Origin of the sequence: Alterirhizorhabdus solaris (assembly GCF_007785815.1) — a bacterium.
GTDB classification, from domain to species: Bacteria; Pseudomonadota; Alphaproteobacteria; order Sphingomonadales; family Sphingomonadaceae; genus Alterirhizorhabdus; species Alterirhizorhabdus solaris.
On record NZ_VNIM01000056.1, the window covers coordinates 1 to 26,517 of the forward strand.

24 protein-coding genes are annotated in these 26,517 nt (G+C 70.6%); 16 read left to right on the plus strand and 8 right to left on the minus strand.

All coding sequences use genetic code 11. The annotated features are described in order from the left end of the window. Positions 1-240 (plus strand): I78 family peptidase inhibitor (locus tag FOY91_RS13430; RefSeq protein WP_203234569.1); only part of this gene is annotated, 240 nt, incomplete at its 5' end. Between the two features lie 247 nt (positions 241-487). Here the strand turns inward: FOY91_RS13430 and FOY91_RS13435 are convergent. The 4 genes from FOY91_RS13435 to FOY91_RS13450 are packed head-to-tail and all read right to left on the minus strand — an operon-like array spanning position 488 to position 6,122. Further along, complete coding sequence (locus tag FOY91_RS13435; protein WP_145152817.1) at positions 488-1,969, minus strand: Ppx/GppA family phosphatase; 1,482 nt, start codon at positions 1,967-1,969, stop codon at positions 488-490. 47 nt (positions 1,970-2,016) lie between these two features. Beyond that, entirely contained in the window at positions 2,017-4,200 is a 2,184-nt protein-coding gene (locus FOY91_RS13440; RefSeq protein WP_145152820.1) for an RNA degradosome polyphosphate kinase, read from the minus strand. 9 nt (positions 4,201-4,209) lie between these two features. Next, positions 4,210-4,821: an HdaA/DnaA family protein gene (locus FOY91_RS13445; protein WP_203234570.1), complete on the minus strand. Its 612-nt coding sequence runs from the start codon at positions 4,819-4,821 to the stop codon at positions 4,210-4,212. Between the two features lie 47 nt (positions 4,822-4,868). Then, entirely contained in the window at positions 4,869-6,122 is a 1,254-nt protein-coding gene (locus tag FOY91_RS13450; protein ID WP_145152826.1) for a heavy-metal-associated domain-containing protein, read from the minus strand. A gap of 61 nt (positions 6,123-6,183) precedes the next feature. Between FOY91_RS13450 and purM the strand changes: the two genes are divergently transcribed. The 12 genes from purM to FOY91_RS13510 all read left to right on the plus strand — a co-directional run bounded on the left by purM (position 6,184) and on the right by FOY91_RS13510 (position 18,115). Further along, the gene (gene purM / locus FOY91_RS13455) at positions 6,184-7,302 is read left to right on the plus strand and encodes a phosphoribosylformylglycinamidine cyclo-ligase (protein ID WP_145152829.1); all 1,119 of its coding nucleotides are present in this window, start codon (positions 6,184-6,186) and stop codon (positions 7,300-7,302) included. After that, positions 7,295-7,924, plus strand: coding sequence for a phosphoribosylglycinamide formyltransferase (gene purN / locus FOY91_RS13460; RefSeq protein WP_145152832.1), 630 nt, complete (start codon positions 7,295-7,297; stop codon positions 7,922-7,924). Before purM ends, purN begins: the two co-directional genes overlap by 8 nt. 75 nt (positions 7,925-7,999) lie before the next feature. Next, positions 8,000-9,163, plus strand: coding sequence for a Na+/H+ antiporter NhaA (gene nhaA / locus FOY91_RS13465; protein WP_145152835.1), 1,164 nt, complete (start codon positions 8,000-8,002; stop codon positions 9,161-9,163). Between the two features lie 70 nt (positions 9,164-9,233). Continuing rightward, on the plus strand, positions 9,234-11,531 hold the full coding sequence (locus FOY91_RS13470; RefSeq protein ID WP_145152838.1) for a patatin-like protein: 2,298 nt from the start codon (positions 9,234-9,236) through the stop codon (positions 11,529-11,531). A 107-nt stretch (positions 11,532-11,638) separates the two neighbouring features. Beyond that, a complete protein-coding gene (locus tag FOY91_RS13475; RefSeq protein WP_145152841.1) occupies positions 11,639-11,986 on the plus strand; it encodes a lipopolysaccharide assembly protein LapA domain-containing protein in 348 nt (115 codons plus the stop codon). Continuing rightward, positions 11,983-12,657 carry an orotidine-5'-phosphate decarboxylase gene (gene pyrF / locus FOY91_RS13480; RefSeq protein ID WP_145152844.1) on the plus strand — a complete coding sequence of 225 codons (675 nt, stop codon included), beginning with the start codon at positions 11,983-11,985 and terminating at the stop codon, positions 12,655-12,657. The genes FOY91_RS13475 and pyrF overlap by 4 nt, the downstream gene beginning before the upstream one ends. 67 nt (positions 12,658-12,724) lie before the next feature. Next, the gene (locus FOY91_RS13485; protein ID WP_145152846.1) at positions 12,725-13,366 is read left to right on the plus strand and encodes a phosphoribosylanthranilate isomerase; all 642 of its coding nucleotides are present in this window, start codon (positions 12,725-12,727) and stop codon (positions 13,364-13,366) included. Next, a complete protein-coding gene (trpB, locus tag FOY91_RS13490) occupies positions 13,363-14,595 on the plus strand; it encodes a tryptophan synthase subunit beta (RefSeq protein ID WP_145152849.1) in 1,233 nt (410 codons plus the stop codon). Before FOY91_RS13485 ends, trpB begins: the two co-directional genes overlap by 4 nt. Then, positions 14,592-15,416 (plus strand): tryptophan synthase subunit alpha, encoded by an 825-nt coding sequence (gene trpA / locus FOY91_RS13495; RefSeq protein ID WP_145152852.1) that lies wholly within the window; start codon positions 14,592-14,594, stop codon positions 15,414-15,416. The genes trpB and trpA overlap by 4 nt, the downstream gene beginning before the upstream one ends. Continuing rightward, complete coding sequence (gene accD, locus FOY91_RS13500) at positions 15,413-16,270, plus strand: acetyl-CoA carboxylase, carboxyltransferase subunit beta (protein WP_145152855.1); 858 nt, start codon at positions 15,413-15,415, stop codon at positions 16,268-16,270. Before trpA ends, accD begins: the two co-directional genes overlap by 4 nt. Before the next feature lie 4 nt (positions 16,271-16,274). Then, positions 16,275-17,597 (plus strand): bifunctional folylpolyglutamate synthase/dihydrofolate synthase, encoded by a 1,323-nt coding sequence (locus tag FOY91_RS13505; protein ID WP_145152858.1) that lies wholly within the window; start codon positions 16,275-16,277, stop codon positions 17,595-17,597. Positions 17,598-17,671: 74 nt separating this feature from the next. Beyond that, positions 17,672-18,115: a DUF6628 family protein gene (locus FOY91_RS13510; protein WP_145152861.1), complete on the plus strand. Its 444-nt coding sequence runs from the start codon at positions 17,672-17,674 to the stop codon at positions 18,113-18,115. On the opposite strand, the gene FOY91_RS13515 is transcribed toward FOY91_RS13510, so the two are convergent. Continuing rightward, positions 18,112-19,473, minus strand: coding sequence for an AmpG family muropeptide MFS transporter (locus tag FOY91_RS13515; RefSeq protein WP_145152864.1), 1,362 nt, complete (start codon positions 19,471-19,473; stop codon positions 18,112-18,114). The two genes, FOY91_RS13510 and FOY91_RS13515, sit on opposite strands and share 4 nt — an antisense overlap. Before the next feature lie 70 nt (positions 19,474-19,543). Continuing rightward, complete coding sequence (locus FOY91_RS13520; RefSeq protein WP_145152884.1) at positions 19,544-19,966, minus strand: response regulator; 423 nt, start codon at positions 19,964-19,966, stop codon at positions 19,544-19,546. Between the two features lie 138 nt (positions 19,967-20,104). On the opposite strand from FOY91_RS13520, the gene FOY91_RS13525 reads away from it, so the two are divergent. The 3 genes from FOY91_RS13525 (at position 20,105) to rsmD (ending at position 23,646) form a co-directional block, all read left to right on the plus strand. Continuing rightward, a complete protein-coding gene (locus FOY91_RS13525; protein ID WP_145152866.1) occupies positions 20,105-21,424 on the plus strand; it encodes a dicarboxylate/amino acid:cation symporter in 1,320 nt (439 codons plus the stop codon). Between the two features lie 107 nt (positions 21,425-21,531). Continuing rightward, complete coding sequence (locus tag FOY91_RS22410) at positions 21,532-23,100, plus strand: pseudouridine synthase (RefSeq protein ID WP_145152869.1); 1,569 nt, start codon at positions 21,532-21,534, stop codon at positions 23,098-23,100. Positions 23,101-23,103: 3 nt separating this feature from the next. Continuing rightward, positions 23,104-23,646 (plus strand): 16S rRNA (guanine(966)-N(2))-methyltransferase RsmD, encoded by a 543-nt coding sequence (gene rsmD / locus FOY91_RS13535; protein WP_145152872.1) that lies wholly within the window; start codon positions 23,104-23,106, stop codon positions 23,644-23,646. Positions 23,647-23,718: 72 nt separating this feature from the next. Here rsmD and FOY91_RS13540 read toward each other — a convergent pair whose 3' ends face one another. Together FOY91_RS13540 and FOY91_RS13545 are read right to left on the minus strand one after the other, a co-directional pair. Then, the gene (locus tag FOY91_RS13540) at positions 23,719-25,305 is read right to left on the minus strand and encodes a porin (protein WP_145152875.1); all 1,587 of its coding nucleotides are present in this window, start codon (positions 25,303-25,305) and stop codon (positions 23,719-23,721) included. Positions 25,306-25,313: 8 nt separating this feature from the next. Then, complete coding sequence (locus FOY91_RS13545; RefSeq protein WP_145152878.1) at positions 25,314-26,354, minus strand: substrate-binding domain-containing protein; 1,041 nt, start codon at positions 26,352-26,354, stop codon at positions 25,314-25,316. Positions 26,355-26,517 lie beyond the last annotated feature (163 nt).

The following is a 26,517-nucleotide window of genomic DNA, read 5'->3' on the forward strand; positions in this document are numbered from 1 at the left end:
CCGCCCGATCCCAACGTCGCCCCGCCCGCCCCTGTCGGCCGCTGCGATGCCGCGCCCGTTCAGAAGCTGGTGGGCAAGCGCGTGTCCACGGCGCTGGTCGAGAGCGCCCGCCGGGCAAGCGGCGCCGCCACCGCCCGCACCCTGCGACCGGGTGCGATGGTGACGATGGAATATCGCGTCGACCGCCTCAACCTGACCGTCGATGCAGCCGACACGGTGACGGCGATCCGCTGCGGCTAGAGGCCGATGACATAGGACCGGCCCGCTCATCCCGAGAGGATGACCGGAAAATAACCGGCCCCAGCTTTCGGCGGAGCCCGGATCGATCGAGCCGCATCCCGCCCTCGTGTCGGGCAAAGTCGGGACACAAGCGTCGCGCACATGGCCCATTCTCCGACGTCTCTCGGGGTATGGTGGTGGATCCCCGGTCAGCCTCGCAGGATGAGCGATCCAGGATTCACCTCGTGCGATTCGGCGCCGGTGCCGGTCAGGCCAGCGCCGGCTTCCGCTCGAACGCGGTCGCCAGCGCCTTGTGGCGGCGCTCCACCGCCTCGCCGTAGAGCGCGCCGTCGTCGGTCCGCAGGTGCAGGGTCAGTGTTGCGGGATCGAGCGACAGCCGGCTCGTCACCAGCGGCTCGGCTACGCCGCCGCTCAGCCGCTGGCCCAGCCGCATCGCCAGCCCCCAGCGATCCGCCAGCGCGCGTTCGGCAGGCGTGGTCAGCCGGTCGATGATCGGGACGGGCTGGTCCCCGCCGAAGCTGGTGTAGAGGGCGCGCGCCATCATCCCGCGCCCGCGCGCATCGACGCCCACCCAGTTGCCGTGCAGCGCCGTTTCCAGCCCGCGCTCGGCGCGGAACTCGGGGTGGGCGGGCCAGCCCACGTCCGCCAGCAGGCAGGTGGCATGGCGCAGCCGCGCCTCGGCCGGCGTCTCGCGGGCGAACAGCGGCGAGGTCCAGCGGTAGAGCAGGTCGCCATGCTCGGGGAAGCGCCCCTGCCGCCGCCCTTCCTCGCGGGTGGCGCAGATCAGCGGGTCCTGCGCGCGGATCGCGGGCGGCAGGCTCTGGTGGAGAAGCCCCTCGCGCAGGCCGTAGCCCGAGACGATCATCTCGCTGGAGCCGAGCCGCCGCACCAGCACGCTGAGCAGCCCGGCCGCCTCCGGCAGCGTGGCGATGCGCGAGCCGGACAGGCCCTGAACCTCGCGCAGCCGCTTGCGGTCGATCTGCGCCAGCACCCGCACCAGCGAGGCCGGCCGGTCCGCCGCCATCACGTGATGGTGAATGATCGGCAGCGGCGCACTCATCAGATGCATGTCCAGCCGCGCCAGCGCGCGCCATGACCCACCGACGAGATAGAAGGGCAACCCCTCGCTGCGTGCATCCCACCCGGCCCCGGCGATCGCCTTGCCCACAACACGGTCGAGCGCGCGCGGCCCTTCGGCGCGGATCTTCGCGATCCGCAGCACGCCGAGCGGGAAGGAAACCCGCTCATGCACCGCGCCGTCGGCCACGCGGGCCAGTTCGAGGCTGCCGCCGCCGAGATCGCCGACGATGCCGGTGGCGCCCGGCACGGCGGCGAGCACGCCGTAGCCGGCCATCATCGCCTCCTCCTCGCCGGAGAGCAGCTCGACCGCCAGCCCCATCGCGCGGATGCGGGCGAGGAAGGGCGCGCCGTTGGACGCCTCGCGCACCGCCGCCGTGGCGACCGTGCGCAGCGAGGTGACCTCCATCTGCGCCGCCAGCCGGGCGAAGCGGGCGAGCGCCGTCAGCCCGCGCTCGATCGATTCGGCATCCAGCGCGCCGTCGCGCGCCAGCCCGGCGCCCAGGCCGGCCATCACCTTTTCGTTGAACAGGATAGACGGGATACGCGCCGGCCCGTCGAACACGACGAGGCGGATCGAGTTCGATCCGATGTCGATGATTCCGACGCGTCCGGGGGTTTCCACGGCGGCGAGAAGCGGTTGTGCTGGCATCCCCTCAGGCGCTTAAAGGGTGATCGCCGCCGGCGCGAGCGAAGACTTCAGCTGCCCCGGCGCAACGAAAGTTTCGGCACCGCATCGCTGCGCTGGATCGCCGCGCCGCGGCCCGAAAGCGACGGGTTGGTCATGAAGTAGCGGTGCAGGTTGAACGAGCGCGGGCCGTGGACGATGCGTTCCGAGGTGCCGTCCGGCAGCAGCCGCCAGCTCTGCTCGTCGTCGATCAGGTTCGCCACCATCACCTGATCGAGGATCTGGGCGTGCACCGTGGGGTTCTCGATCGGCATCATATATTCCACCCGCCGGTCGAAATTGCGAGGCATCCAGTCGGCCGAGGAGATGAAGATCTTCGCGTCCTTGCTGGGCAGCCCGGCGCCGTTGCCGAAGCACACGATGCGGCTGTGCTCCAGAAACCGGCCGATCACCGACTTCACCCGGATATGCTCGGACAGCCCCGGCACGCCCGGCCGCAGGCAGCAGATGCCGCGGATCACGAGGTCGATCTCCACGCCGGCGGCGCTCGCGCGGTACAGCTTTTCGATGATCGCGGGATCGACCAGCGAGTTCATCTTCGCCCAGATGGCGGCCGGCCTGCCGGCGCGGGCATGGTCGATCTCGCAGTCGATCAGCTGTGCCAGCTTGTCGCGCATACCGTGGGGCGAGAAGGTGAGCATTTCCAGATTGCTCGGCTCGACATAGCCGGTGATGTAGTTGAACAGCTGCGCCGCATCGCGCCCGGCGCGTGGATCGGCGGTGAAGAAGCTCAGGTCGGTGTAGATCTTCGCCGTCACCGGGTGATAGTTGCCGGTGCCGAAATGGCAGTAGGTACGATAGGCGCCGTTCTCCCGCCGCACCACCATCGAGACCTTGGCGTGGGTTTTCCAGTCGATGAAGCCATACACCACCTGCACGCCGGCCCGCTCCAGCTGGGCGGCCCACATCAGGTTCTGCTCTTCGTCGAAGCGGGCCTTCAGTTCGACGATCGCCGTCACGGACTTGCCGGCCTCGGCCGCGTCCACCAGCGCGCGCACCACGGCGGACTGCTTGCCCGCGCGGTAGAGCGTCTGCTTGATCGCCACCACGTCCGGGTCGCCCGCCGCCTGCTTCAGGAAGGCCAGCACCACGTCGAACGTCTCGTACGGGTGGTGGATGATGATGTCTTTCGACCGGATCGCGGCGAAGCAATCCCCGCCATGCTCGCGGATCCGCTCGGGAAAGCGGGGGGCGAACGGGCGGAACTTCAGGTCCGGCCGGTCCTCGTCCACCAGCATTTCAAGGTCGGCGATGCCCAGCACGCTGGCGGTATCGGTGATGATCGCATCCGATCCGCCCATCTCGTCCTTCAGCATCGTCTCCAGCCCGGCGGGCATGCCGGCCTCGATCTCCAGCCGGATCACGCGGCCCTTGCGCCGCCGCTTGATCGCCGAACGGAAGTAGCGGACGAGATCCTCGGCCTCCTCCTCGATCTCGATGTCGCTGTCGCGGATCAGGCGGAACGCGCCGTCCCCCTCCACCGCATAGCCGGGGAAGAGGATGTTGGTGGAATGGCGGATCACCGTCTCGATCGTGGCGTAGCGCGCTTCCTTGCCCGGCAGCCGCACGAACGGCGGCAGCGTGCCCGGCACCATCAGCAGCTCGCGAATCGGCTCGCCGTCCGACAGGCGCTTCAAATCGAACACCAGGCTGAAGCCCTTGTTCGGGATGAACGGAAACGGGTGCGCCGGATCCAGCGCCTGCGGCGTCAGCACCGGAAAGATCTGTCCGCGGAAATGCTCGTCTAGCCAGGCGGTGTCGGCCTCGGTGAAGTCGGGCCGTTCCAGCACGCGGATGCCGGCCTCCGCCAGCTCGACGCGCAGGTCGCGCCACACGTCCTGCTGCGCGTCCATCAGCGCATCGGTCTGCTCGGCGATGGCGACCAGCTGCTGCGTGGCGTTCAGCCCGTCGGCCGATCGATTGTCCACATCCTGCAACTGCTGGCCCTTCAGCCCCGCCACGCGGACCATGAAGAACTCGTCGAGGTTGTTGCCCGAGATCGAGAGGAACCGCAGCCGCTCCAGCAAGGGGTGCGCCTCGTTGCACGCCTCTTCCAGCACACGCTGGTTGAACGCCAGCCACGAAAGCTCGCGGTTGAAGTAGCGGTGGCGCGGCGCGATCGGGTCGGCCGGGGTGTGATCGCGGGCGGCGCCGGCATCGGCGATCTCGGCGTGGGTCAGGGCATGGTCATCCATGCGCGAACCTTAACCACCGTTCGATGAATCGTCGATGACACCAAGCGACATCAATGCGCGGCGCGCCAGCGGCACGGTGATGCGCTGTCGCCGCGCCAGCGCCACCTCGTCCAGCGCGTCCACCAGCCGGTGCAGCGCCACATGGCTGCGCTCGATCCGGGGCAGCACATAGGCCGTCACCTCGCGCCCGGCGGCCAGCCCGCGCGCGCCGAGCAGCTTCTCGATCAGCGCGGCGGCCAGCGCCTCGTCCGGGTCGCCGATCGCGATGCGCGGCGTGGCGGCGAGGCGGGAGGCCAGATCGGGCAGCTCGATGCGCCACAGCGGCGGCGCCGCATCGGCCACGATCAGCAGCGGGCGGTGCTCCGCCTGCGCGCGGTTCCAGGCGTGGAAGATCGTTTCCTCCGGGGCCTGCTCGGCATCGTCGATCAGCATCGCATCGTGCTTGGCCGCGAAGATCCGCGCGAGCAGGCTGCGGCCGGATTTGCGCGGGCCGGTCAGCAGCGTCGCCGCCACCGGCCAGTTCGGCCACGCCGCCAGGTGCCGCACGGCATCGGCAGTGGCGGGGCCGACGATGAAGTCGCGATCGTCCTCCGGCGCAGGCCATGCCAGCGGCAGCGCCATCTGGCTCACCGGACCGGGCTCATCGACGGCGCTTCATCGGTGCCGGCTCACGGGCGCGGCACGGCGGGCGGCGCGGCATCCGGCGCGGCACGGCGCAACCGCAGCCCGCCGCCGCTGTCCTCCACCCGCCAGCCGCGCGCCGCCAGCGCCAGCCGCAGCGCGGCCGGATCACCCTCGAACTGCACGCGGATCAGCGAGATGCCGCCGAGCGCGAGGCTGGTGGTGGTCGCCGATCGCACCCCCGGCACGCCGCGCAGCGACGCCTCGGCCTGCCCCAGCGCCGCCGCGTCGGCGGTATCCACCTGCAAGGTGATGCCGCTGATGCCGGCCGCGGCAGGGGCGGCCGAGATGTCGACCGTCTCGTCGGCCGCGATCGTGTCGTTCACCGGCGCGGCGTCCGGTTCCTCCACCACCAGCGAGGCATCCGGCTGGAGCCGCCCTTCGCGCAGCGCCTGCGCATAGGCAGCGTCGATCCGGCGCACGCCGTCGTCCAGCATGGCGGGCATCGAGTCGGCATCGGCGGCGCGCAGGGTGAACGTCTCGATCACCTGGGCATCCGGCCCGTGCCGGGCCACGAACCGCGCCGTCACCGGCCCGCCCGGAAAGGCGCGTGACAGGTAAACCTCGGGCACGACGATATCGGCCGCGCCATATTGATCGAGCAGCAGCCGCCACCACGCCCGCCCCGGCCGCCGCGTCTGCGCCGCGTTCAGCAGCAGCGGGTCGCTGCCGTTGCCCACCGGCCGCACGTAATCCACCGGGCTGCCGCCGGAGCGGAAGCGCGCCCACGCCCGCTGCCATTCGTTGCGCTGCTCGAAACTGGTGGCGGCGCCGCCCGAATACAGGATGGGGATCACCAGCATCGGCGCCGATCGCGTCACCTGCCCCCCGCCGCCGAGGAACTGGCCGGTGCGCGCGCGATCGAACAGCACGCCCAGCCGCGCGACATAGCGGCGCGGGCCGATCTGCTCGCTCTCCACCACGATGCCCGCGACGATCGAGTCGAGCGTGCCGTCGGGCAGGCCCGGCGCCTCGCCGACCGGGCGGCCGTTCACCCGCGCCCACAGCATCTTCCAGCCCTGCCGCTGCGCCACGCGCCAGCCGCCGGTACGCGCGGCATCGGCGGTTCGGCCCACGACATCGACGGGAACGCCCATGACCTCGTAGCTGGAGGAACTGTTGATCGGCGCGATCCCGCGCTCGCCGCCCTCAAGCTGCGCCCACACGGCGCCACCCGCCGCCGCCAGCGCGGCGATCAGCAGGGTACGGCCAAGCGGGCGCAGGGCGGGGGAAAACGTCACGGCCGGTCTTTTGACGAGTTGGGCGTGGAAAACCAAGCGCGATATGGCTAGGCGCGGCTGCATGAGCGACACCACCCCTCCATCCGGCCCCACGCCGGAACCGTACACCTATGCCAAGGCGGGCGTCTCGATCGCCGCCGGCAACGCGCTGGTGAAGATGATCGCGCCCCTCGCCCGCGCCACGGCGCGGCCGGGCGCCAATGCCGATCTCGGCGGGTTCGGCGGGTTCTTCGACCTGAAGGCCGCCGGCTTCACCGATCCGCTGCTGGTGGCGGCGAACGACGGCGTGGGCACCAAGCTGAAGCTGGCGATCGATTCGGACCGCCACGACGGCGTGGGCATCGATCTGGTGGCGATGTGCGTCAACGACCTGATCGTGCAGGGCGCCGAGCCGCTTTTCTTCCTCGACTATTTCGCCACCGGCAAGCTCGATACCGGCGTCGCCGAGGCGGTGATCGCCGGCATCGCCGAGGGATGCCGCATCGCCGGCTGCGCGCTGATCGGCGGCGAGACGGCCGAGATGCCGGGCATGTATGCCGCTGGCGACTACGACCTCGCCGGCTTCTGCGTGGGCGCGGTGGAGCGCGATCAGGTGCTGACCGGCGGTCGCGTGGCCGTGGGCGACGTGATCCTCGGCCTCGCTTCCTCGGGCGTCCACTCCAACGGTTATTCGCTGGTGCGGCGGCTGGCGGCGGACAAGGGGTGGAAACTGAACCGCCCCGCGCTGTTCGATGCCGACGTGCTGCTGATCGACGCGCTGCTGGCCCCCACCCGCATCTACGTGAAGCCGCTGCTGCCGCTGGTGCGCGACGGGCTGGTGAAGGCGATGGCGCACATCACCGGCGGCGGCCTGCTGGAGAATATCCCGCGCGTGCTGGGCGACGGCATCTGCGCGCAGATCGATGCCGATGCGTGGGAACAGCCCCGGCTGATGGCGTTCCTGCAGGCGCAGGGCAATATCGAGCCGGCGGAGATGGCCCGCACGTTCAACTGCGGCGTCGGCATGGCGGTGATCGTGGCCGAGGCCGACGTGGCCACCGCCACCGCCCGGCTGGAGGCGGCGGGCGAGACGGTACTGCGGATCGGCCGGATCGAGGCGGGCGAGAAGGGCTGCACCGTTTCCGGCAGCGACGAGACGTGGAGCGCCCGCGGCGCCTGGTCCGCCACGCATCATGGCTGAAAGCCCGGTCAAGGCCCGCGTCGCGATCCTGATCTCCGGGCGCGGATCGAACATGGCGGCGCTGATCGAGGCCTCACGCGCGCCCAGCTGCACCTATGAGGTGGCGCTGGTGTTCGCCAACGTGCCCGACGCCGCCGGGCTGGAGACGGCGGCAGCGGCCGGCATCGCCACCGCCGCGCTCGACCATCGCGGCCACGGCGGACGCGCGGCGTTCGACGCCAAGGTGCTCGATATCCTGCGCACCCACGCCATCGAATATGTCGCGCTGGCCGGCTACATGCGGCTGCTGTCCGATCCGTTCACCGCCGCGTGGGAGGGGCGGATGCTGAATATCCACCCCTCGCTGCTGCCCAGCTTCACCGGGCTGGACACCCACGCCCGCGCGATCGCCGCCGGATGCCGGCTGGCCGGGTGCACCGTCCATTTCGTCACGCCCGATCTCGATTGCGGCCCGATCGTGGCGCAGGCGGCGGTGCCGGTGCTGGACGACGACACCCCCGACACGCTGTCCGCCCGCATCCTCGTCGAGGAACACCGTCTGTACCCGGCGGCGCTGAACGCGCTGTGCGGCGGGCGGCTGCGGATCGACGGGCAGCGCGTGCTCGGGCTGGATCCGCGTTGAGACGGGCGGACGGACCGCTACGCCGTCACGGTGCCGGCCGCCCGCAATGGTAAGCCCCCCGCCATGGAACGCCCCATGCTGACCCGCTCCCCGATCGCCGCCTTCCTGCGCAGCGAGGCGGCGGGCGGGATCGTGCTGATGGTCGCGGCGGCGGCGGCGATGATCGTCGCGAACAGTCCGCTGGGCGACGCCTATTTCGCCACGCTGCAACACCATATCGGCCCGCTCTCGGTGCAGCACTGGATCGACGATGCGCTGATGGCGCTGTTCTTCCTGCTCGTCGGGCTGGAGATCAAGCGCGAGCTGGTCGAAGGGCATCTCTCGACCCCGGCGGACCGGGTGCTGCCGTTCATCGCCGCCGTCAGCGGCATGGCGGTGCCGGCCGCCGTCTATCTGGCGATCGCGGCGGGAGCACCGGGGCTGGCGCGCGGCTGGGCGATCCCGTCCGCCACCGACATCGCCTTTGCGCTGGGGGTGATGGCGCTGCTCGGCAAGCGGGTGCCCGCTTCGCTCAAGCTGTTCCTGACGACGGTGGCGATCGTCGACGACATGGGCGCGGTGGCGGTGATCGCGCTCGTCTATACGCCCGGCATCGACGGGCCGGCGCTGCTGCTCGCCGGCGGGCTGCTGGCGGCGATGATCGCGCTGAACCGGGCGGGCGTGGTGCGGCTGTGGCCCTACCTGACGCTTGCGGCGGCGCTGTGGGGCGCAGTGTGGCTGTCGGGCATCCATGCCACGATCGCCGGGGTGCTGGCCGCGCTGGCGATCCCGCTGCGCCGTGCGCCGGGTGCGGACGGCGGCGAATCACCCCTTCACCGGCTCGAACATGCGCTTGCCCCGTGGGTGGCCTTCCTGATCCTGCCGCTGTTCGGCTTCGCCAATGCCGGCGTGTCGCTGGCCGGGGTCGGTGTCGGGTCGCTGCTGGCCCCGGTGCCGCTGGGCGTGGCGGCGGGGCTGTTCCTCGGCAAGCAGGCGGGCGTGCTGGGCGCGGTGTGGGGGGCGACGCGGCTCGGGCTGGCCAAGCGCCCCCGCGGCGCCTCATGGGCGCAGGTCTATGGCACCGCGCTGCTCTGCGGCGTGGGCTTCACGATGAGCCTGTTCATCGGCGGCCTCGCCTTCGCCGATGCGACACGGGTGGACGAGGTGCGGATCGGCGTGCTGGCCGGATCGCTGCTGTCGGCGGTGGCGGGCTATGCGGTGCTGCGGCTGGCCGGCCGGGGCGCGCCCCGCCGCCCCTGAATACCGGGGCGGCGGCACGCCCTTCCCTCCCACCCTTTCCTCCTTGGCCGCGCCATGCCACGATCGCGCCATGCGGGAGAAGGAACTGCGGCTGGCGTTGATCTGCTACGGCGGCATCAGCCTTGCCGTCTACATGCATGGCATCACGCTGGAAATCTGGAAGCTGGCCCGCGCCAGCCGCGCGTTCCACGGCGGGGAGGCGCCCGGCGAAGGCAGCGAAGGCCTGTACCACCGCCTGCTCGGCACGATCGAGCGGGAGACGGGCGTCCGCCTGCGCGTGCTCGTCGATATCGTCGCGGGGGCGAGCGCGGGCGGGATCAACGGGGTGTTCCTCGGCCATGCCATCGCCACCGGCCAGTCGCTTAGCCCCCTCACCCGGCTGTGGCTCGATACCGCCGATGTGGACGTGCTGATCGATACGCAGGCGCGCCCGTTCTCGCGCGCGTCGCGCCTGTGGGCCACGCCGATCGCCTGGTGGGCCGCCGGCCGCCCCGGCGGCGCGGTGGAGCGCACGGTGGAGGCCGATGCGCGCGCCGAGATCCGCGCCAAGCTCACCTCGTTCGTGCGCGCGCGCTGGTTCACCCCGCCGTTCAGCGGGCCCGGCTTCACCCGCCTGCTGCTCGACGCGTTCGACCTGATGGCTGCCGCCCCCGCCGGCCCGCCGCTGCTGCCGCGCGACCAGCCGCTCGACCTGTTCGTCACCGTCACCGATTTCCACGGCCACCCGCAGCGGCTGCGGCTCAACTCGCCGGAGGAGGCGGTGGAGACCGAGCATCGCCTGACGCTGGCGTTCGGCGATCATGGCGCCACGCCGCGCACGCTGGCCGCCGTGCCCGATCTGGTGTTCGCCGCGCGCGCCACCGCCAGCTTCCCCGGCGCCTTCCCGCCATTCTCGGTGGGGGAACTGGACGCCGTGCTGGCGGCGCGCGAGCAGCCGTGGCCCGGCCGCCACGCCTTCCTCGCCCGCGCGCTGCCGCGCCACGCGGCGATCGGCGCGGCGGACCGGGCGGTGCTGATCGACGGATCGGTGCTGGTGAACGCCCCGTTCCGCCCCGCGATCGAGGCGTTGCGCAACCGCCCGGCCAAGCGCGAGATCGACCGCCGCTTCGTCTATATCGATCCCCGCCCCGGCACGGCGGAGAAGCCCCCGGCGGGCGAGGGCGCGGCGTTGCCCGGCTTTCTCGCCACCGTGTTCGGCGCGCTGTCCGATATTCCGCGCGAGCAGCCCATCCGCGACAATCTGGAGGCGATCGAGGCGCGATCGGGCCGTATCCGGCGGATGCGCAAGATCATCGAGGCGATCCGGCCCGAGGTGGAAACAGCAATCGAGGGACTCTTCGGCTACACCTTCTTCCTTGACCGGCCGACGCCCGCACGCCTCGCCGGCTGGCGGATCAAGGCGCAGGATGCGGCGGCGAAGGCGGCGGGCTATGCCTATGCCTCCTACGGCCACCTCAAGCTGTCCGGCGTGGTGGACGATGCCGCCGTGCTGATCGCCGGTCTGACCGGGCGGCCCGGGGTGGAGGCGGTGCGCGCCGCGATCTGGCGTCACGTCCATGCGACGGGCCTCACCGCGCCGGGCGCGCTCTCGGCCGGCGGCGCCATCCCGGCGGCGGTGCTGTTCTTTCGCTCGCATGATATCGGCTTCCGCATCCGCCGGCTGCGCAGCGTGGTGCGGACGCTGGCGACGCTGGAGGAACAGGGCGAGTGCCCGGTGGCGGCGATCGCGGCGGTACGCGACGCGCTCTACGCCAGCCTCGCGCTCTATCTCGATCGCCAGCGCCTCGATTTTTTCTCGCCCGATCTGGCCGAGGCGGCGCCGCGCGTGATCGACGAACCGGGCACAGTGCTGGACCTGCTGGCCGAGGCACGCGGGCTGAAGGCGGTGGACGAGCGGGCCGACGCGCTCGTCGCCGCATCGCTGGCCGGGCTGCCCAAGGGCGCGCGACGGGCGACGTTGCTCACCTATCTGGGCTTCCCGTTCTACGACATCGCCACGCTGGCGTTGCTGGATGCCGAGGGCGAGCAGGAGTTCGAGGCGGTGAAGGTGGATCGCATCTCGCCCGACGATGCCACCGCCATCCGCGAGGGGGGTGCGGCCGCCACGCTGAAAGGCATCCAGTTCAGCAATTTCGGTGCCTTTTTCAGCCGCGCCTATCGCGAGAACGACTATCTCTGGGGCCGCCTGCACGGGGCGGACCGGCTGGTCGAGATCGTCGTCTCCGCGCTGCCCGAGGGCGTCACGCTGCCCCCCGGCACCGTCGCCGCGATGAAGACCGAGGCGTTCCGCGCGATCCTGGACGAGGAGCGCGGCCGGCTCCAAGCGATCCCCGGCCTGTTCGATACGCTGGACCGCGAGATCGGCTGAACGACGGGCGTCAGCCACCGCACCCGGCCCGCCGCGCGGGCGCCTCGCTCCGTCGCTCTGGCCTTCCGCGCCGCAGCCGCCTAGATTGGCCGGCGAAGAGGACCTCGATGCAATTCCTGCGAACCCTGTTTTCGGTGATGGTGGCCGTCGTCGCGGTCATCTTCTCGATCCGCAACTGGACGACGGTGACGATCCACCTGTGGGGCGGGATCGACGCGGACGTGAAGCTGCCGGTGATGCTGGCGATCGCCTTCCTGATCGGCCTCGTGCCCACCTTCATCCTGCACCGCGCGACGCGATGGCGGCTGCGCCGGCGGCTGGAAACGGCCGAGCGAGCGGTGGCGCTGCACACCGCCGCCATCATTGCGAACGCAGCACCGGAAGACCCGACACCCCCCGCCCCGCAGGCGCCCGCCGCCTATGCTCCCCTCCCCTCACCACCGGCGTCCCTATGACCAGACCGATCTACGTCGCCCTCGACACGCCCGATCTGGAGCGGGCGAAGGCCATCGCCGCGCGCGTGAAGAACCATGTCGGCGGGCTGAAGCTGGGGCTGGAGTTCTTCTGCGCCAACGGCCACGCCGGGGTTCGGGAGATGGCGGCCTACGGCCTGCCCATCTTCCTCGATCTAAAGCTGCACGACATCCCGAACACCGTCGCCAAGGCGGTGCAGTCGCTCAGCCCGCTGAAGCCCGCGATCCTCACCATCCACGCTTCCGGCGGACGCGCGATGATGGAGGACGCCAAGGCGGCGGCCCCCGCCGGCACGAAGGTGGTGGCCGTCACCGTGCTGACCAGCCTCGACGGCACCGATCTCGCCTCGATCGGCTTGGCCGACGATCCGCATGCACAGGTGGTGCGGCTGGCCGGGCTGGCGCGCGATGCCGGGATCGACGGCATCGTCTGCTCGGGCAACGAGGTGGCGGCGGCGCGCAAGGCGTGGCCGGGCGGCTTCTTCGTGGTGCCCGGTGTGCGCCCGGCGGGCGGCGACATCGGCGACCAGAAACGGGTGATGACGCCGCGCGCCGCGCTCGATGCCGGCGCGTCGATCCTCGTCATCGGCCGCCCGATCACCGCCGCCGAAGACTCCGACACCGCCGCCCGCGCGATCGAGGCGACGCTTTAGGACTGGATCAGCTCAGTCTGGTCACCACCTCGCTCGTCCTGAGGAGGAGGCAGCACAGGATACCGTCGTGCCAGTACGCGCCAAAATCTGCGGCCTTTCCACCGGACCGACGCTCGCCGCCGCGGTCCGTCACGGCGCGAGCCACGTCGGCTTCGTGTTCTTCGCCAGGAGCCCGCGCAACGTCGCGCCCGATCAGGCCGCAGCGCTTGCCGTGCAGGTGCCCGACGGCGTGGCGCGGGTCGGCGTCTTCGTCGATCCCGAAGAGGGGTTCCTCGCCAGCGCGATCGCCGCCGGGCAACTGGGCGTCGTGCAACTGCATGGCGAGGAGACACCCGAGCGCGCCGCCGCCATCCGCGCACGATATGGCGTGGAGGTGTGGAAAGCGGTGCCGGTGAAGCGCCGCGTCGATCTCGCCGCCGCCAGCGCCTATGCCGGCGCGGTCGACCGAATCCTGTACGACGCCAAGACCCCGGCGGCGGCCGATCTGCCCGGCGGCATGGGCCTGCGCTTCGACTGGCGTCTGCTGGAAGGCTTCGCGCATCCGCTGCCGTGGGCACTCTCCGGCGGGCTGGACGCCGCCAACGCCGCCGAGGCGGTGGGCATTTCCGGCGCGCGCCTGCTCGACGTTTCCTCCGGCGTGGAAAGCGCGCCGGGCGTCAAGGATGTGGACAAGATCGCCGGCTTCCTCCAATCGATCGCGCAGCTATGACCATCGCCAACACATTCCGCGCGCAGCCCGATGCGCAGGGCCATTTCGGCCAGTTCGGCGGCCGCTATGTGGCCGAGACGCTGATGCCGCTCATCCTGGAGCTGGAGAAGGAGTATCGCCGCGCGCAGGCCGATCCCGCCTTCGAGGCGGAGCTGGACTGGCTGATGAAGCATTATGTCGGCCGCCCCAGCCCGCTCTATTATGCCGAGCGGCTGACCGAGACGATCCGCGCCAGCGCGGAGGCCGGCCACGGCGCGAAGATCTACCTGAAGCGCGACGAACTGAACCACACCGGCGCGCACAAGATCAACAACTGCATCGGCCAGATCCTGCTGGCCGTGCGGATGGGAAAGACGCGGATCATCGCGGAGACGGGCGCGGGCCAGCACGGCGTCGCCACCGCCACCGTCGCCGCCCGCTTCGGCCTGCCCTGCGTGATCTACATGGGCGCGCGCGACGTGGAGCGGCAGTCGCCCAACGTGTTCCGCATGAAGCTGCTGGGTGCCGAAGTGCGCGCGGTGGAGAGCGGCTCGAAGACGCTCAAGGATGCGATGAACGAGGCGCTGCGCGACTGGGTCGCCAACGTCCACGACACCTTCTACATCATCGGCACCGCCGCCGGCCCGCACCCCTATCCGGAACTGGTACGCGATTTCCAGTCGGTGATCGGGCGCGAGGCCAAGGCGCAGATTATGGAGGCCGAGGGGCGCCTGCCCGATCTGCTGGTCGCCGCGATCGGCGGCGGATCGAACGCGATCGGCCTGTTCCACCCTTTCCTCGACGATGCCGACGTGAAGATGCTCGGCATCGAGGCGGCGGGCCACGGCCTGTCGACGGACAAGCACGCCGCCAGCCTCGCCGGCGGCGAGCCGGGCGTGCTCCACGGCAACCGCACCTTCCTGCTGCAGGACGAGGACGGCCAGATCGCCGAGGCGCACTCGATCTCGGCCGGGCTGGACTATCCCGGTATCGGCCCCGAACATAGCTGGCTGCACGAGATCGGCCGTGTCCAGTATGAGAGCGCGACCGACCGCGAGGCACTCGACGCATTCCAGCTGCTGTGCCGCACCGAGGGTATCATTCCCGCGCTGGAACCCTCCCACGCCCTCGCCGCCGTGGCGCGCAAGGCGCGGGAGATGAAGGCCGACGAGATCATCGTGGCCAATCTGTGCGGGCGCGGCGACAAGGATATCTTCACCGTCGCCGAGGCACTGGGGGTGGCGATATGAGCCGCCTCGAAACCACCTTCGCCCGTTGCGCGGCGGAAGGCCGGGCCGCGCTCGTCACCTTCGTCACCGGCGGCGATCCCTCGCCCGCCGCGACGCCCGCCATCCTCGACGCGCTGGTGGCCGGCGGGGCCGACGTGATCGAGCTGGGGATGCCCTTCACCGATCCGATGGCGGACGGGCCGGCGATCCAGCTGGCCGACATCCGCTCGCTCAATGCGGGAACGACGACGACCAGCCTGTTTGAGATCGTGCGCGATTTCCGCACCCGCCATGCCGACGTGCCGGTGGTGCTGATGGGCTATGCCAACCCCATGGTGCGGCGCGGCCCGCAGTGGTTCGCGGAGGCTTGCGCCGAGGCCGGCGTGGACGGCGTGATCTGCGTCGATATCCCGCCCGAGGAGGATGCCGCGCTCGGCCCGGCCCTACGGGCGGTCGGTGTCGATCTGGTCCGCCTCGCCACCCCCACCACCGATGCGGCACGGTTGCCGGCGGTGCTCGACGGCTGCTCGGGCTTCCTCTATTATGTCTCGGTCGCCGGCATTACCGGCGTTCAGCAGGCAGCCCAAGGCAGCATCGAGCAGGCGGTGGCGCATCTCAAGGCCGGCACCAGCCTGCCCGTCGCCGTCGGCTTCGGCGTCCGCACGCCGGATCAGGCGGCCAAGATCGCGCGCGTCGCCGATGGCGTGGTGGTCGGCTCGGCCATCGTCGAGGTCGTCGCCGCCGCGGTCGCGGCCGGGCATGATCCCGCCGAGGCGGTCCGGGCGATCGTCGCCCCCCTCAGCGCCGCCGTACGCGGCGCCCGGCAGGAGCAGGCGGCATGAGCTGGCTCGATCGCGTCCGCAACACCATCCCGTTCATCGCCCGGCGGGACGAGACGCCCGACAACCTCTGGCACAAATGCGCCGGCTGCGGGCAGATGCTGTTCGTGAAGGAATATGAGGAGAACCAGTCCGTCTGCCCGAAGTGCGACCACCACGGTCGCATCGGGCCGGATGCGCGGTTCGATGCGCTGTTCGACGGTGGCATCTACACCCCGCTGCCGATGCCGGCGGTGCGTGAGGATCCGCTGAAGTTCCGCGACCAGAAGCGGTATGTCGACCGGCTGAAGGCGGCCCGGCAGGCGACCGGCGAGCAGGATGCGCTCATCAACGCGCGCGGCGTGATCGAGGGCAAGCGGGCGGTGGTCGGCGTGCAGGACTTCGCCTTCATGGGCGGATCGATGGGGCTGGGCGTGGGTGCCGCCTTCGTGGCGGGGGCCGAGGCGGCGATCGCCGAACGCTGCCCCTACATCATCTTCACCGCCGCCGGCGGCGCGCGGATGCAGGAGGGCATCCTCTCGCTGATGCAGATGCCCAAGACGACGGTGGCCATCGCGATGCTGCGCGAGGCCCGCCTGCCCTATATCGTGGTGATGACCGATCCGACGACCGGCGGCGTCACCGCCAGCTACGCGATGCTGGGCGATATCCAGCTGGCCGAGCCGGGCGCGCTGATCGGGTTCGCCGGCCAGCGCGTGATCGAGCAGACGATCCGCGAGAAACTGCCCGAAGGCTTCCAGCGCGCCGAATATCTGCTCGATCACGGGATGCTCGACATGGTGGTCCATCGCCACAAGCTGCGCGAGACGCTGGCCTCGCTGATCGACTATCTCTGCGTGGAGCAGGCGGCGGCCTGACGCCGTGGCCGATCACGCCCATTCCACCGATCCCGCCGTCCAGGCCCAGCTGGACCGCCTCGCCACGCTCTCGCCCGGCCGCGATACGCTGGGGCTGGAACGCGTCGCGGCGCTCCTCGACCGGCTGGGCAACCCGGAACGGTCGATGCCGCCGGTGCTGCATGTGGCCGGCACCAACGGCAAGGGATCGACCTGCGCCTTCCTGCGCGCCGCGATCGAGGCGGCGGGGCTTTCCACCCACGTCTTCACCAGCCCGCACCTCGTCCGCTTCAACGAGCGGATACGGCTGGCGGGGCGGCTGATCGAGGACGCGCTGCTGGCGGCGCTGCTGGCCGAGGTACTCGACGTGGCCGGCGATATCGGCCCGAGCTTCTTCGAGGTGACGACCGCCGCCGCCATCCTCGCCTTCGCGCGCACGCCCGCCGATGCCTGCATCGTCGAGGTGGGTCTGGGCGGGCGGCTGGATGCGACCAACGTGATCGGGCGGCCGCTGGTGTGCGGCATCGCCCAGCTGGGCCTCGATCATCAGTCGTTCCTCGGCGAGCGGATCGAGCAGATCGCCGCCGAGAAGGCCGGCATCGCCAAGGCGGGCGTGCCGCTGGTGACGCTGCATTACCCGCAGGCGGTGGCCGATACGGTGGGGGCCGCGGCGGCGGCGGCGGGCGCGCGCTGGCACCCCAAGGGCGGCGACTGGGATATGGTCGCCTATCGCGGCCGGCTGCATTACCGCGACGGCAACGGCAAGATCGACCTGCCGCTGCCGCGCCTGCCCGGCGCGCATCAGGCCACCAACGCCGCGCTCGCCGTGGCGATGCTGCGGCACCAGGACGTGCTGGCGGTGCCCCCCGCCGCGATGCGCGCCGCGATGGGATGGGCGCACTGGCCCGCCCGGCTCCAGCGAGTCGAATCGGGCCGACTGTTCGACATGCTGCCGATCGGCGCGGAATTGTGGATCGACGGCGGCCACAATCCGGCCGCCGCCCGTGCGGTCGCGGATCATTTCCGCAATGCGCTGCCGATGGGCCGGCCGTTCCACATCATCCTGGGGATGCTGGAGAACAAGGATGCCAGCGGTTTCCTCGCGCCGTTCCGCGGCAGCAACGCGCAGGTACATGGCGTGCCGGTGCCGGGCCACGCACACCACTTGCCCGAGGCGCTGGCGATCATCGCGCGTGCCCACGGGCTGACGGCCAATCCGGCGACCGATCCACTGGCCGCGCTGACGGCCATCACCAGCACCGCCGCCGACCCCCCGACCATCCTGATCGCCGGTTCGCTGTATCTGGCGGGCACCGTGCTGGACGCGAACGGCACGCCACCCGACTGAGGCAGTCCACCTATTTGCGATTGACTTGCAGTAGCGGACATGATGTTCTGGCCTTCCAGACCGGGAGAGCCTGCATGCCCCAGCAAGACCACGACATCGCCGAAATCCTTCCAGAGGCCGCGCCGACCTGCCCCAACCGGCAACTCCTGCTCTTCGCGATCCGGCGCGTGGCGGCCTGCGGGCTGAACGATGCTCATGCGACCCACGCCTTCTTCATCACCTTCGGCCGCAGCTTCCGCCGCCCGCTGGTGCTGCTGCGCGCGCTGATGGCGGAGGTATCGCGGGTGTCGCGCACGAAGGTGATGGTGGCGCCATGCTGCTGTCCCCGCCTTACCGGTGCGGAGGCGAACCTGCTGGCGATCATCGCCGACTCGAACGATCGCCCGCGCGACTCGCATGATCGCCTGTCCGCCATGCTCGGCGTGCGCGATTGCCTCGGCGCATTGAGCAGCGCGCAGGCGCTCGCGCTGGCGTTCGAGGACTGCGGCAAGCCGCTGACCGCCCGCTTCGGCGATTAGGCCGCGCGGGCATCCCCCTCGCCCACCGTGCCGGCGTCGCCGATCGAGCGATCGATCAGTCCGGCGCGCATCATCAGCCAGAACAGCACGATGCCCGGCAGCGCCAGCACGGTGGTGAGCAGGTAGAACGGCACGTAGCCGAACGCCTCGATCATCGCGCCGGCGGTGGTGCCGGTCATCAGCCGGCCGGCGATGCTGGCGGCGGCCGAGATCAGCGCATATTGGGCAGCGGTGAAGCGCAGGTCGGTCAACGCCGAGAAATAGGCCACCACGGTGACGCCGCCGATGCCGCTGGCGAAATTCTCGAACCCGATCGCGCCGGCCATCGCCAGATTGGAGTGGCCCGCCGCCGCCAGCCCGGCAAACGCAAGGTTCGAGACGCCCATCAGCACGAGGCTGAGCAGCACCGACCGCTTCAGCCCCAGCCGCGCGAACAGCACCCCGCCAACGAACACGCCCGCCAGCAGCGCCCAGAAACCGACGCCCACGTCGTAGATCGCGATCTCCGTCTTGCTGTAGCCCAGATCGTTGAACAGCAGGCGGAAGGTGAGGTTGGCGAGCGTGTCGCCGATCTTGTGGACCAGCACGAACAGCAGCACCAGCCACGCGCCCTGCCGGCGGAAGAACTCCAGGAACGGCCCGACGATCGCCTGTCCCAGCGCACCCAGCCCCGGCCGGCGGGCGATCTCACGATGGCGGGTCGGCTCGCCCATCACCAGCGCGGCCACCATCGCCGGCAGGGCGAAGGCGGCGCAGGCGATGTATGCGACCGCCCAGCCGTAATTCTGCGCCAGCACCAGCGCCAGCCCGCCGGCCGCGCTCGCCCCGATCCGCCAGCCATATTGCGACATGCCGGCACCCACGCCAAGCTGGCGCGGCTCCAGCAACTCGATGCGGTAGGCGTCGATCACGATATCGAAGGTGGCGCCGGCGAACCCGAGCAGCAGCGCCGCGACCACCGTCGCCCCAAGATCGGCGGCGGGATCGACCAGCCCGAGGTTCACCACCGCCGCAATCACCAGCACACCCGCCACCAGCATCCACGAGACCCGCTGGCCCAGGCGACGGAGCAGCGGCAGGCGGATACCTTCGATCGCCCACGCCCACAGGAACTTGAGGTTATAGGCGAGGAACACCAGAGCGAAGGCGGTGACGCTCTTCTTGTCGATGCCGTCCTCCGCCAGCCGGCTCGCCAGCGTGGCCCCGACCATCGCGAACGGGAAACCGGACGACATGCCGAGGAACAGCGCGGCCAGCGGCGCGGGTTCGAGATAGGGGCGGATACCGTCGGGCAGACGCGCGCGACCTGTAGCGCGGTCACCGGGAAGGGGGCCATCGGGCCGCGAGAGAGTGCTCATGCGCCGACCATAGCGAGGCGGGGCCGGGAGGAAAGGCCCGGGCCGCGCATGGCGGTGGACAGCCGCGCGGTCAGTCGAACAGTTGCAGCCCCGGCGGCCGGCGCCTGATCCGGTCACCCACCACCTTTGCCTCCACCGCCTCGATCGCGGCGAGCAGATCGCGCGGGCTGTAAGGCTTGGCGAGACACCCCACCGAGATCGCCGCCGCGTCCATGGGGCAGGTGCCCGTCACGAACAGCAGCGGGACGCCGCGCGCCTGTGCCGCGCGCGCCACGTCCAGTCCGTCGCCGTCGCCGGACAGGCGCACGTCGGACAGTACCAGATCCAGCCCGTCCGTCTCGATCACGCGGACGGCATCCGTCACGCGATCGACCGTCGCCACGACGGTGTAGCCCGCGTCGCCCAGCAGATGTTCGTTGTCGAACGCGACGAGCGGCTCGTCCTCCACCACGAGGATCCGCTTCAACCGCGGCGTCTTCCTGCCGAACAACATCACCACTTGCCCCATCCACGTGCCCGACATCCCTAGAAGCCGCCAGAATCGTTCCAGTTCCGCAAGTATCGGGCATCCGCTTGACCCCGCGTCGCTTTACGCGGACCAAGGGCCTCCTTTCCCCCGCCGGAGGCCCCCTTGGCCAAGCGCCTGACCCTGTACATCCTCATCGCCATGATCGGCGGAATCGCCACGGGCCTGATCCTCAACCGCGTGCTGCCCGATGCCACCGCGATCGAGGCGGCCGCCGGCTATCTCTCGATCGTGACGGACCTGTTCCTGCGGCTCATCAAGATGATCATCGCGCCTTTGGTGTTCGGCACGCTGGTGGCGGGCATCGCGCACATGGGGGATACCTCGGCGCTGGGGCGGATCGGGTTCCGCACAATCGCGTGGTTCATCTGCGCCAGCCTCGTCTCGCTCACGCTGGGGCTGATCCTCGTCAACCTGTTCCAGCCGGGCACCGGCCTTGCCCTGCCGCTGCCGCCCGTCACCGCCGATGCCGGCGTGGCCAAGACCGCGTTCACGCTGAAGGACTTCGTCACGCATCTGGTGCCCAAATCGATCTTCGAGGCGATGGCGACCAACGAGATCCTCCAGATCGTTGTCTTCTCGGTATTCACCGGCGTCGCCATCACCGCGATCGGCGAGAAGGCCGCGCCGATCGTGCGCGGGGTCGAAGCACTGGTGGCGGTGATGCTCCAGATCACCGACTATGTGATGCGCTTCGCCCCGCTGGCGGTGTTCGCCGCCGTCACCTCGGCCATCGCCAAGGAAGGGGCGGGCATCCTCGTGACGTTCGGTTATTTCATGGGCGGCTTCTACGTGGGGCTGATCTGCCTGTGGTCGCTGATGATGCTGGCGGCGTTCCTGATCGTGGGCAAGCGAGCGACTTTGCTGGCGCGCTACATCCGCGAGCCGCTGCTGCTGGCCTTCTCCACCGCCTCGTCCGAAGCCGCCTTCCCGCGCACGCTGGAGGCGCTGGACCGGTTCGGCGTGCCGCGCCGCATCGCCAGCTTCGTGCTGCCGCTGGGCTATTCGTTCAACCTCGACGGTACGATGATGTACTGCACCTTCGCCACGATGTTCATCGCGCAGGCCTACGGCATCCCGCTCACGATCGGGCAGCAGGTCACGATGCTGCTGCTCCTGATGGTCACCTCGAAGGGGGTGGCCGGCGTGCCGCGTGCCAGTCTCGTCGTGATCGCCTCCACCTTGTCGTTCTTCAAGATTCCCGAGGCGGGGCTGCTGTTGATCCTCGCGGTCGATCACTTCCTCGACATGGGGCGATCGGCCACCAACGTGGTGGGCAATGCGGTGGCGAGCGTGGTGGTGGCGCGCTGGGAAGGCGCGCTGGAGGTGATGGAACCGGCAGAGATCGAGCCGCCGCACGCGCCGAGCGGCACAGCCCACGGCGGCAAGCGGGGGCTGGAGATCGACCCGGCCGAACGACAGTAACGAACGCGGGCGGACGGGCCATCGGCCGGGCACGCCCGGCGCGGGCGATGGCAGCCCGTTTCACGCACCGGGTGGTCTGCAACCGCGATTGCGACTAGGGGAGCGGCATGGCCCGCCCTCCCCGTGATCCGAACAGCCCGAAGCCGCCCCGTCGCGGCGCGGCCTCCCCGCAGAAGCCCAAAAGCCCGTCCGCCGCCGCGCGCGATGCCCGCCGGGCCGAACAGCACGCCGCCGTCCGCCCGCCACGCCCCGCCCCGGTTGCGCCGGAGCCGAAGGTAGATCGCCGACGCGGGCGGGAGACTACGGCGTTCGGACAGCCGTCGCGTGGCAAGCCGGATACGCGCACCCCGCGCGCCGCCGCATCGGCCAGCGATCGGCCGGTGCGCGGTCGTGTCGCCGGCGCGGAGGCATCCACAGCCCGACCGACCCGCACCACCGACGCGCCGTTCCGCGATCGTGCCGCCCCCTTCCGCAACGACCGGACGGGCGACGAGCGCCCCCGCGCGACTTCGAGAGATCGCGCACCCGGATCACAGGCGGGCCGCACTGGTGTCCCGGCCTCGCGCCCCGTTCGCGCCGACGCGCCATTCCGCGATCGCGCCGCCCCTTTCCGCAACGACCGCGCCGAAGGCGAACGCTCCCGCGCCGCCCCGCGCGACCGCGCGCCCTCGCCGCAAGCCGGCCGCACCGTAAGCCCGGGCGCCCGCCCGACGCGCGCCGATAGCCTCGGCCGCACCGCGTCCGCCGATCGCCCGATCTACAGTGCGCGCCCGTTCGCCAAGGCCCAGCCGGCCCGCCCCGAGCGAACGCTCGACCAGCCGGTGCGCGGCGAGCGCCCCGCCTTCGCCACCCGCGCCGATCGCAACGCCACGCGCCCGCCCCGCCCCGAGGCATCCCGGCGCGGGGCGGCCCGGCACGAGCGCATCCCAGCGGCCCCGCGCCCGCCGCGTGAGAGCGGCGATGGCCAGCGTATCGCCAAGCTGCTCGCCCGCGCCGGCGTCGCCAGCCGGCGGGAGATCGAACGGATGATCGAGGAGGGCCGCGTCGCCATCGCCGGGGTCGCCATCTCCACCCCCGCCACGATCCTGAAATCGCTGCACGAGGTGACGGTGGACGGCCGCGCAGTGCAGGCCGCCGCCCCCACCCGCCTGTTCCGCTATCACAAGCCTTCCGGCCTGCTGACGGCCGAGCGCGATCCCGCCGGCCGCCTGACGATCTACGACCGCCTGCCCGCCGGCCTGCCGCGCGTGATGCCCGTCGGCCGGCTCGATCTGAATACCGAGGGGCTGCTGTTGCTGACCACCGACGGCGAGTTCAAGCGCGCGCTGGAACTGCCCGCCACCGGCGTCCAGCGCACCTACCGCGCCCGCGTGTTCGGCGAGGTCAGTCAGGCGCAGCTCGAGGATCTGATCGACGGGATCGAGATCGAGGGCGTGCGGTACGGTGCGATCGATGCCAATCTGGAACGCCGAACCGGCCGCAACGGCTGGGTCGAGATGTCCCTGCGCGAAGGCAAGAACCGCGAGGTCCGCCGCGTGCTCGAACATCTGGGGTTGCAGGTGAGCCGCCTGATCCGCACCGCCTACGGCCCGTTCGGGCTGGACGACCTGCCGCCAGGTGAGGTGGACGAGGTGCGCCAGCACGATCTCGTCCAGTTCCGCAAGACCTTGGCCTGAGCCATGCGGATCATCGCCGGAAAGTGGCGCGGCCGCGCGCTGATCGCGCCTTCGGGTGACGACACCCGCCCTACCGCCGACCGCACGCGCGAGGCGCTGTTCTCGATGCTGGCGAGCCGGCTGGGCGACTTCGAGGGGCTGCGTGTGATCGACCTGTTCGCCGGCACCGGCGCGCTGGGGCTGGAGGCACTGTCGCGCGGAGCTGCGGCCTGCACCTTCGTGGAGCAGGACGGCAAGGCGCTCGACGCGCTGCGCGCCAACATCGCCAAGGTGGGGGCGACGGGGGCCGAGGTGCGCGCGCAGTCCGTCGCGGCGCTCGGCCCGGTGAAGCTGGCGAACGACCTGCTGCTGATCGACCCGCCCTATGGCAGCGGCGGCGGCGGCGCGCTGCTGGAGCGACTGACCCGGCTGGGCTGGGCGGCCCCCGGCGCATGGGCCAGCATCGAGACGGGCCGCGGCGAAACGACCTCCGCGGGCGGCTGGACGGTGGATACCGAGCGCACCCACGGCAAGGCCAAACTGACGATCCTGCGCCGCGACGACTGACGCGGCACGTTCCACACCGTCACGTCCCCGGGGAGCGATCGCCCCCCAGGGGAGGATCGACCCTCGCGGCGCCTAGAACTCCACCTGCGCGCGCACGCCGAACTGGTCGACGTCGAACGCCCTGTCCAGCAGCAGCGCCGGCCCGGTCGGGTCGATCGTCGAGGCACGCGGGCCGCCATCGTAATGGATGCGCGAATATTGCGCGAGGAAGCGGATGTAGTCGATCGGGTTCCAGATCACGCTGGCCTGATAGCCCGTCTGCCGCCCGCCGTTGATGTAATTGGGCGCCGCCAGCGTCGCGCCGTCGCCGGTGCCGTCGGTCAGGTCGGTATATTCCACCCGGCCGTTCAGCTGGATCGCGCCGATGCCGCCGTCCGTTACGGGGTGCAGCACCTTGGTACGCTCCCATTTGCCGGCCTTGTAGCCGCGCGTCTCGCCGGTCAGATAGTAGCCAGCCTCGCCATAGAGGCTGAGGAAACTGGGATCGCTGGCGTAGAAGGCCGCATTCGCCACGCCGTTGTTCGGGCCGAAGGTGCGGCCCGCACGGTAGCCGCGCACCCATACCTTGTGCGCCTCGCCGGTCACGTGCACCCGCTTCATGATCGCGGCGAATTCCAGCCCGAGAATGTCGTCGCCATCGGCGGCGATCAGCCCGGTATCGATGAAGCGCTGGTCGGTAAGCTGGGTGAACGGCCGCGCGCGATACTGCACGTTCTGCGCGTCTCGCGGCGCCTCCCGGTGCTGGAAGCTGGTGGCGAAATGCATCTGCGCCGCGCCGATCCTGGGTGAATAGACCCCGCGAACGCTCGCCTGCCAGCCGGTCCGCTGGAAGTTGGTGTTGTTGATCTCCTGGCTGAACAGGCCCGCCGTCAGGCTGTACAGGCCGTTGTCCGGTGCGAGGCCGACCGCGACACCGAGCCGCCGGTTGAACGCGAAAGTATCGGTGGCGATCGAGCGTTCGAGGAACGACCCCAGCCGCGAGCTGGTCTGCGCGTCGAGGCCGGAGAGCGGGAAGAAGTTGCCCACCGTCACCTGCAACGGATCGCCCGGATGGTGCCAGGTGATGACCACGTCCTCATAGTCGATCGTGGCTTGGGTGTAGTTGAACTCCACCTTGTAGCCGAAGCCGCCGGGCAAGGTGCCCTCCGCGCCCAGCACCAGCCGCCGCGATCGCGCGTTCCAGCCGAGGTTGTTGTAGTTCAGCCCGCCGACCGTGCCGTTCATCGTCTTGCCGGGGGTGGAGAGATAGCCGGCATCGAACTGCGCGAAACCGCGCGGCTTGAAGCTGAAGCCGTCATCGTTGGCCCATTGCGGCGCACCCTTGAAGGTGGGGGTCGCCTGCGTCAGCTGCTTCTTCATCGCGTCGATCTGCGCCTGCAACGCCTCGATCTGGGCCTGCAGGAAGGCGGCCTGCGATTGCGCCTCGGTCGGGGCGGGCAGGCCAGGCGCCTCGAAGGCATGGCTGGCCTGGCTGCCCTCTTCGGCCGTGGTGGCGCTGGAGGTGGCGGTGGTATCCGGCGAGCGGACCGGCTTGCGCTGGATCTGGGTCTGCGCGAGCTGCACGGCCCGTACCGGCGCCTCCTGGGCCATCGTCGGCGTGGCGACGGCCCACAGGCCGGCCGAACCGGCGAGCAGCGCCGGCAGGGGGGAGCGTTTCATCGGAACCCTTACTTGATCGAGGCGGCGACGAGCGGCGTTAGCGCACGGGCGGCGGCGGCGCTACGGTTGCGCACCGCATCCGGCGAGGCGATCAGCCCGCGGCGGACGAGATAGCCCTGCGGCCCCCACGTCGTCTCGCGGGTGAACTCCGCCAGGTAGCCGCGGATCGCCGGGATCGCGCCGACGTGCGCATCCTTGACGTACAGGTACAGCGGCCGCGCGCCCGGATAGCGGAAGCTCGCGATCGTCTGATAGCTCGGCGCCACGCCGTCGATCGTCACGCCCTTCAGCTGATCCTGATTGGCCTCCAGATAGCTGTAGCCGAACAGGCCGAGCGTGCCGGGGTTCGCCTCCAGCTTCTGCACGATCAGGTTGTCGTTCTCGCCCGCCTCGATGTAGCCGCCGTCCTCGCGCACGGCGGTGCAGATCGCCTTGAACTTCGCCTCGTCGCTCGATTTCAGTGCGGCGATACCGGCGTTCGTCTCGCAGGCGGGCGTCATCAACAGCTCGCCGAAGGCATCGCGCGTGCCGCTGGTGGGCGGCGGGCCGTAAACGCGGATCGGCAGCGCCGGCAGTTTCGCGTTCACGTCTTTCCACGTCTTGCTCTTGTTCGGCTTGCCAAACGGCGTCTTGGCGAGCGCCATGTAGATGTCGCGGGTGGTGACGCCGGCCAGTGGCGAGCGCTTCGAGGTGGCCAGCGCGATCCCGTCCAGCCCCACCTGCACCTCAGTGATGGCGGTCACACCGTTGGCGGCGCAAAGCTTCAGCTCGGATGGCTTGATCCGGCGCGAGGCGTTCTCGATGTCGGGGAAGCGCTCGCCGATGCCGGCACAGAACAGCTTCATGCCCGCGCCCGTGCCGGTCGATTCGATGATCGGCGCGCCGGCGCCCGGATTGCCGCGGGCGAACCGCTCCGCCACCGCCGTCGCGAACGGATAGACGGTGGACGACCCGACCGCACGGATCTGCGTGCGGGCCATCGCCTGACCGGGGACCAGCGCCACGGCGGCCAGCGCGGCGGCAAGCGCCAGCGCGTTACGTTCTGTCATGACTGATATCCCCTGGCTGAGGCGGTTCCCGCCGCCTGCACACCCCTACCCCGGGGCGTCGCATCCTCTATGACGCTTATGTTGCATTAGTGTGACGGAGTGTTTCTGTTTTGCCCTTGCGCGGCGGCTTGACCCTTCGCCCCCGCCGCCCCTAATCCCGGCT

Excerpts from the sequence above, each read along its gene's own strand:
- FOY91_RS13435 (WP_145152817.1), bottom strand. The coding sequence starts at position 1,969 with ATGCCAGCACAACCGCTTCTCGCCGCCGTGGAAACCCCCGGACGCGTC.
- FOY91_RS13440 (WP_145152820.1), bottom strand. The coding sequence starts at position 4,200 with ATGGATGACCATGCCCTGACCCACGCCGAGATCGCCGATGCCGGCGCC.
- FOY91_RS13445 (WP_203234570.1), bottom strand. The coding sequence starts at position 4,821 with ATGGCGCTGCCGCTGGCATGGCCTGCGCCGGAGGACGATCGCGACTTC.
- purM (WP_145152829.1), top strand. The coding sequence starts at position 6,184 with ATGAGCGACACCACCCCTCCATCCGGCCCCACGCCGGAACCGTACACC.
- purN (WP_145152832.1), top strand. The coding sequence starts at position 7,295 with ATGGCTGAAAGCCCGGTCAAGGCCCGCGTCGCGATCCTGATCTCCGGG.
- nhaA (WP_145152835.1), top strand. The coding sequence starts at position 8,000 with ATGCTGACCCGCTCCCCGATCGCCGCCTTCCTGCGCAGCGAGGCGGCG.
- FOY91_RS13470 (WP_145152838.1), top strand. The coding sequence starts at position 9,234 with ATGCGGGAGAAGGAACTGCGGCTGGCGTTGATCTGCTACGGCGGCATC.
- FOY91_RS13475 (WP_145152841.1), top strand. The coding sequence starts at position 11,639 with ATGCAATTCCTGCGAACCCTGTTTTCGGTGATGGTGGCCGTCGTCGCG.
- pyrF (WP_145152844.1), top strand. The coding sequence starts at position 11,983 with ATGACCAGACCGATCTACGTCGCCCTCGACACGCCCGATCTGGAGCGG.
- trpB (WP_145152849.1), top strand. The coding sequence starts at position 13,363 with ATGACCATCGCCAACACATTCCGCGCGCAGCCCGATGCGCAGGGCCAT.
- trpA (WP_145152852.1), top strand. The coding sequence starts at position 14,592 with ATGAGCCGCCTCGAAACCACCTTCGCCCGTTGCGCGGCGGAAGGCCGG.
- accD (WP_145152855.1), top strand. The coding sequence starts at position 15,413 with ATGAGCTGGCTCGATCGCGTCCGCAACACCATCCCGTTCATCGCCCGG.
- FOY91_RS13510 (WP_145152861.1), top strand. The coding sequence starts at position 17,672 with ATGCCCCAGCAAGACCACGACATCGCCGAAATCCTTCCAGAGGCCGCG.
- FOY91_RS13515 (WP_145152864.1), bottom strand. The coding sequence starts at position 19,473 with ATGAGCACTCTCTCGCGGCCCGATGGCCCCCTTCCCGGTGACCGCGCT.
- FOY91_RS13520 (WP_145152884.1), bottom strand. The coding sequence starts at position 19,966 with ATGTTGTTCGGCAGGAAGACGCCGCGGTTGAAGCGGATCCTCGTGGTG.
- FOY91_RS22410 (WP_145152869.1), top strand. The coding sequence starts at position 21,532 with ATGGCCCGCCCTCCCCGTGATCCGAACAGCCCGAAGCCGCCCCGTCGC.
- rsmD (WP_145152872.1), top strand. The coding sequence starts at position 23,104 with ATGCGGATCATCGCCGGAAAGTGGCGCGGCCGCGCGCTGATCGCGCCT.
- FOY91_RS13540 (WP_145152875.1), bottom strand. The coding sequence starts at position 25,305 with ATGAAACGCTCCCCCCTGCCGGCGCTGCTCGCCGGTTCGGCCGGCCTG.
- FOY91_RS13545 (WP_145152878.1), bottom strand. The coding sequence starts at position 26,354 with ATGACAGAACGTAACGCGCTGGCGCTTGCCGCCGCGCTGGCCGCCGTG.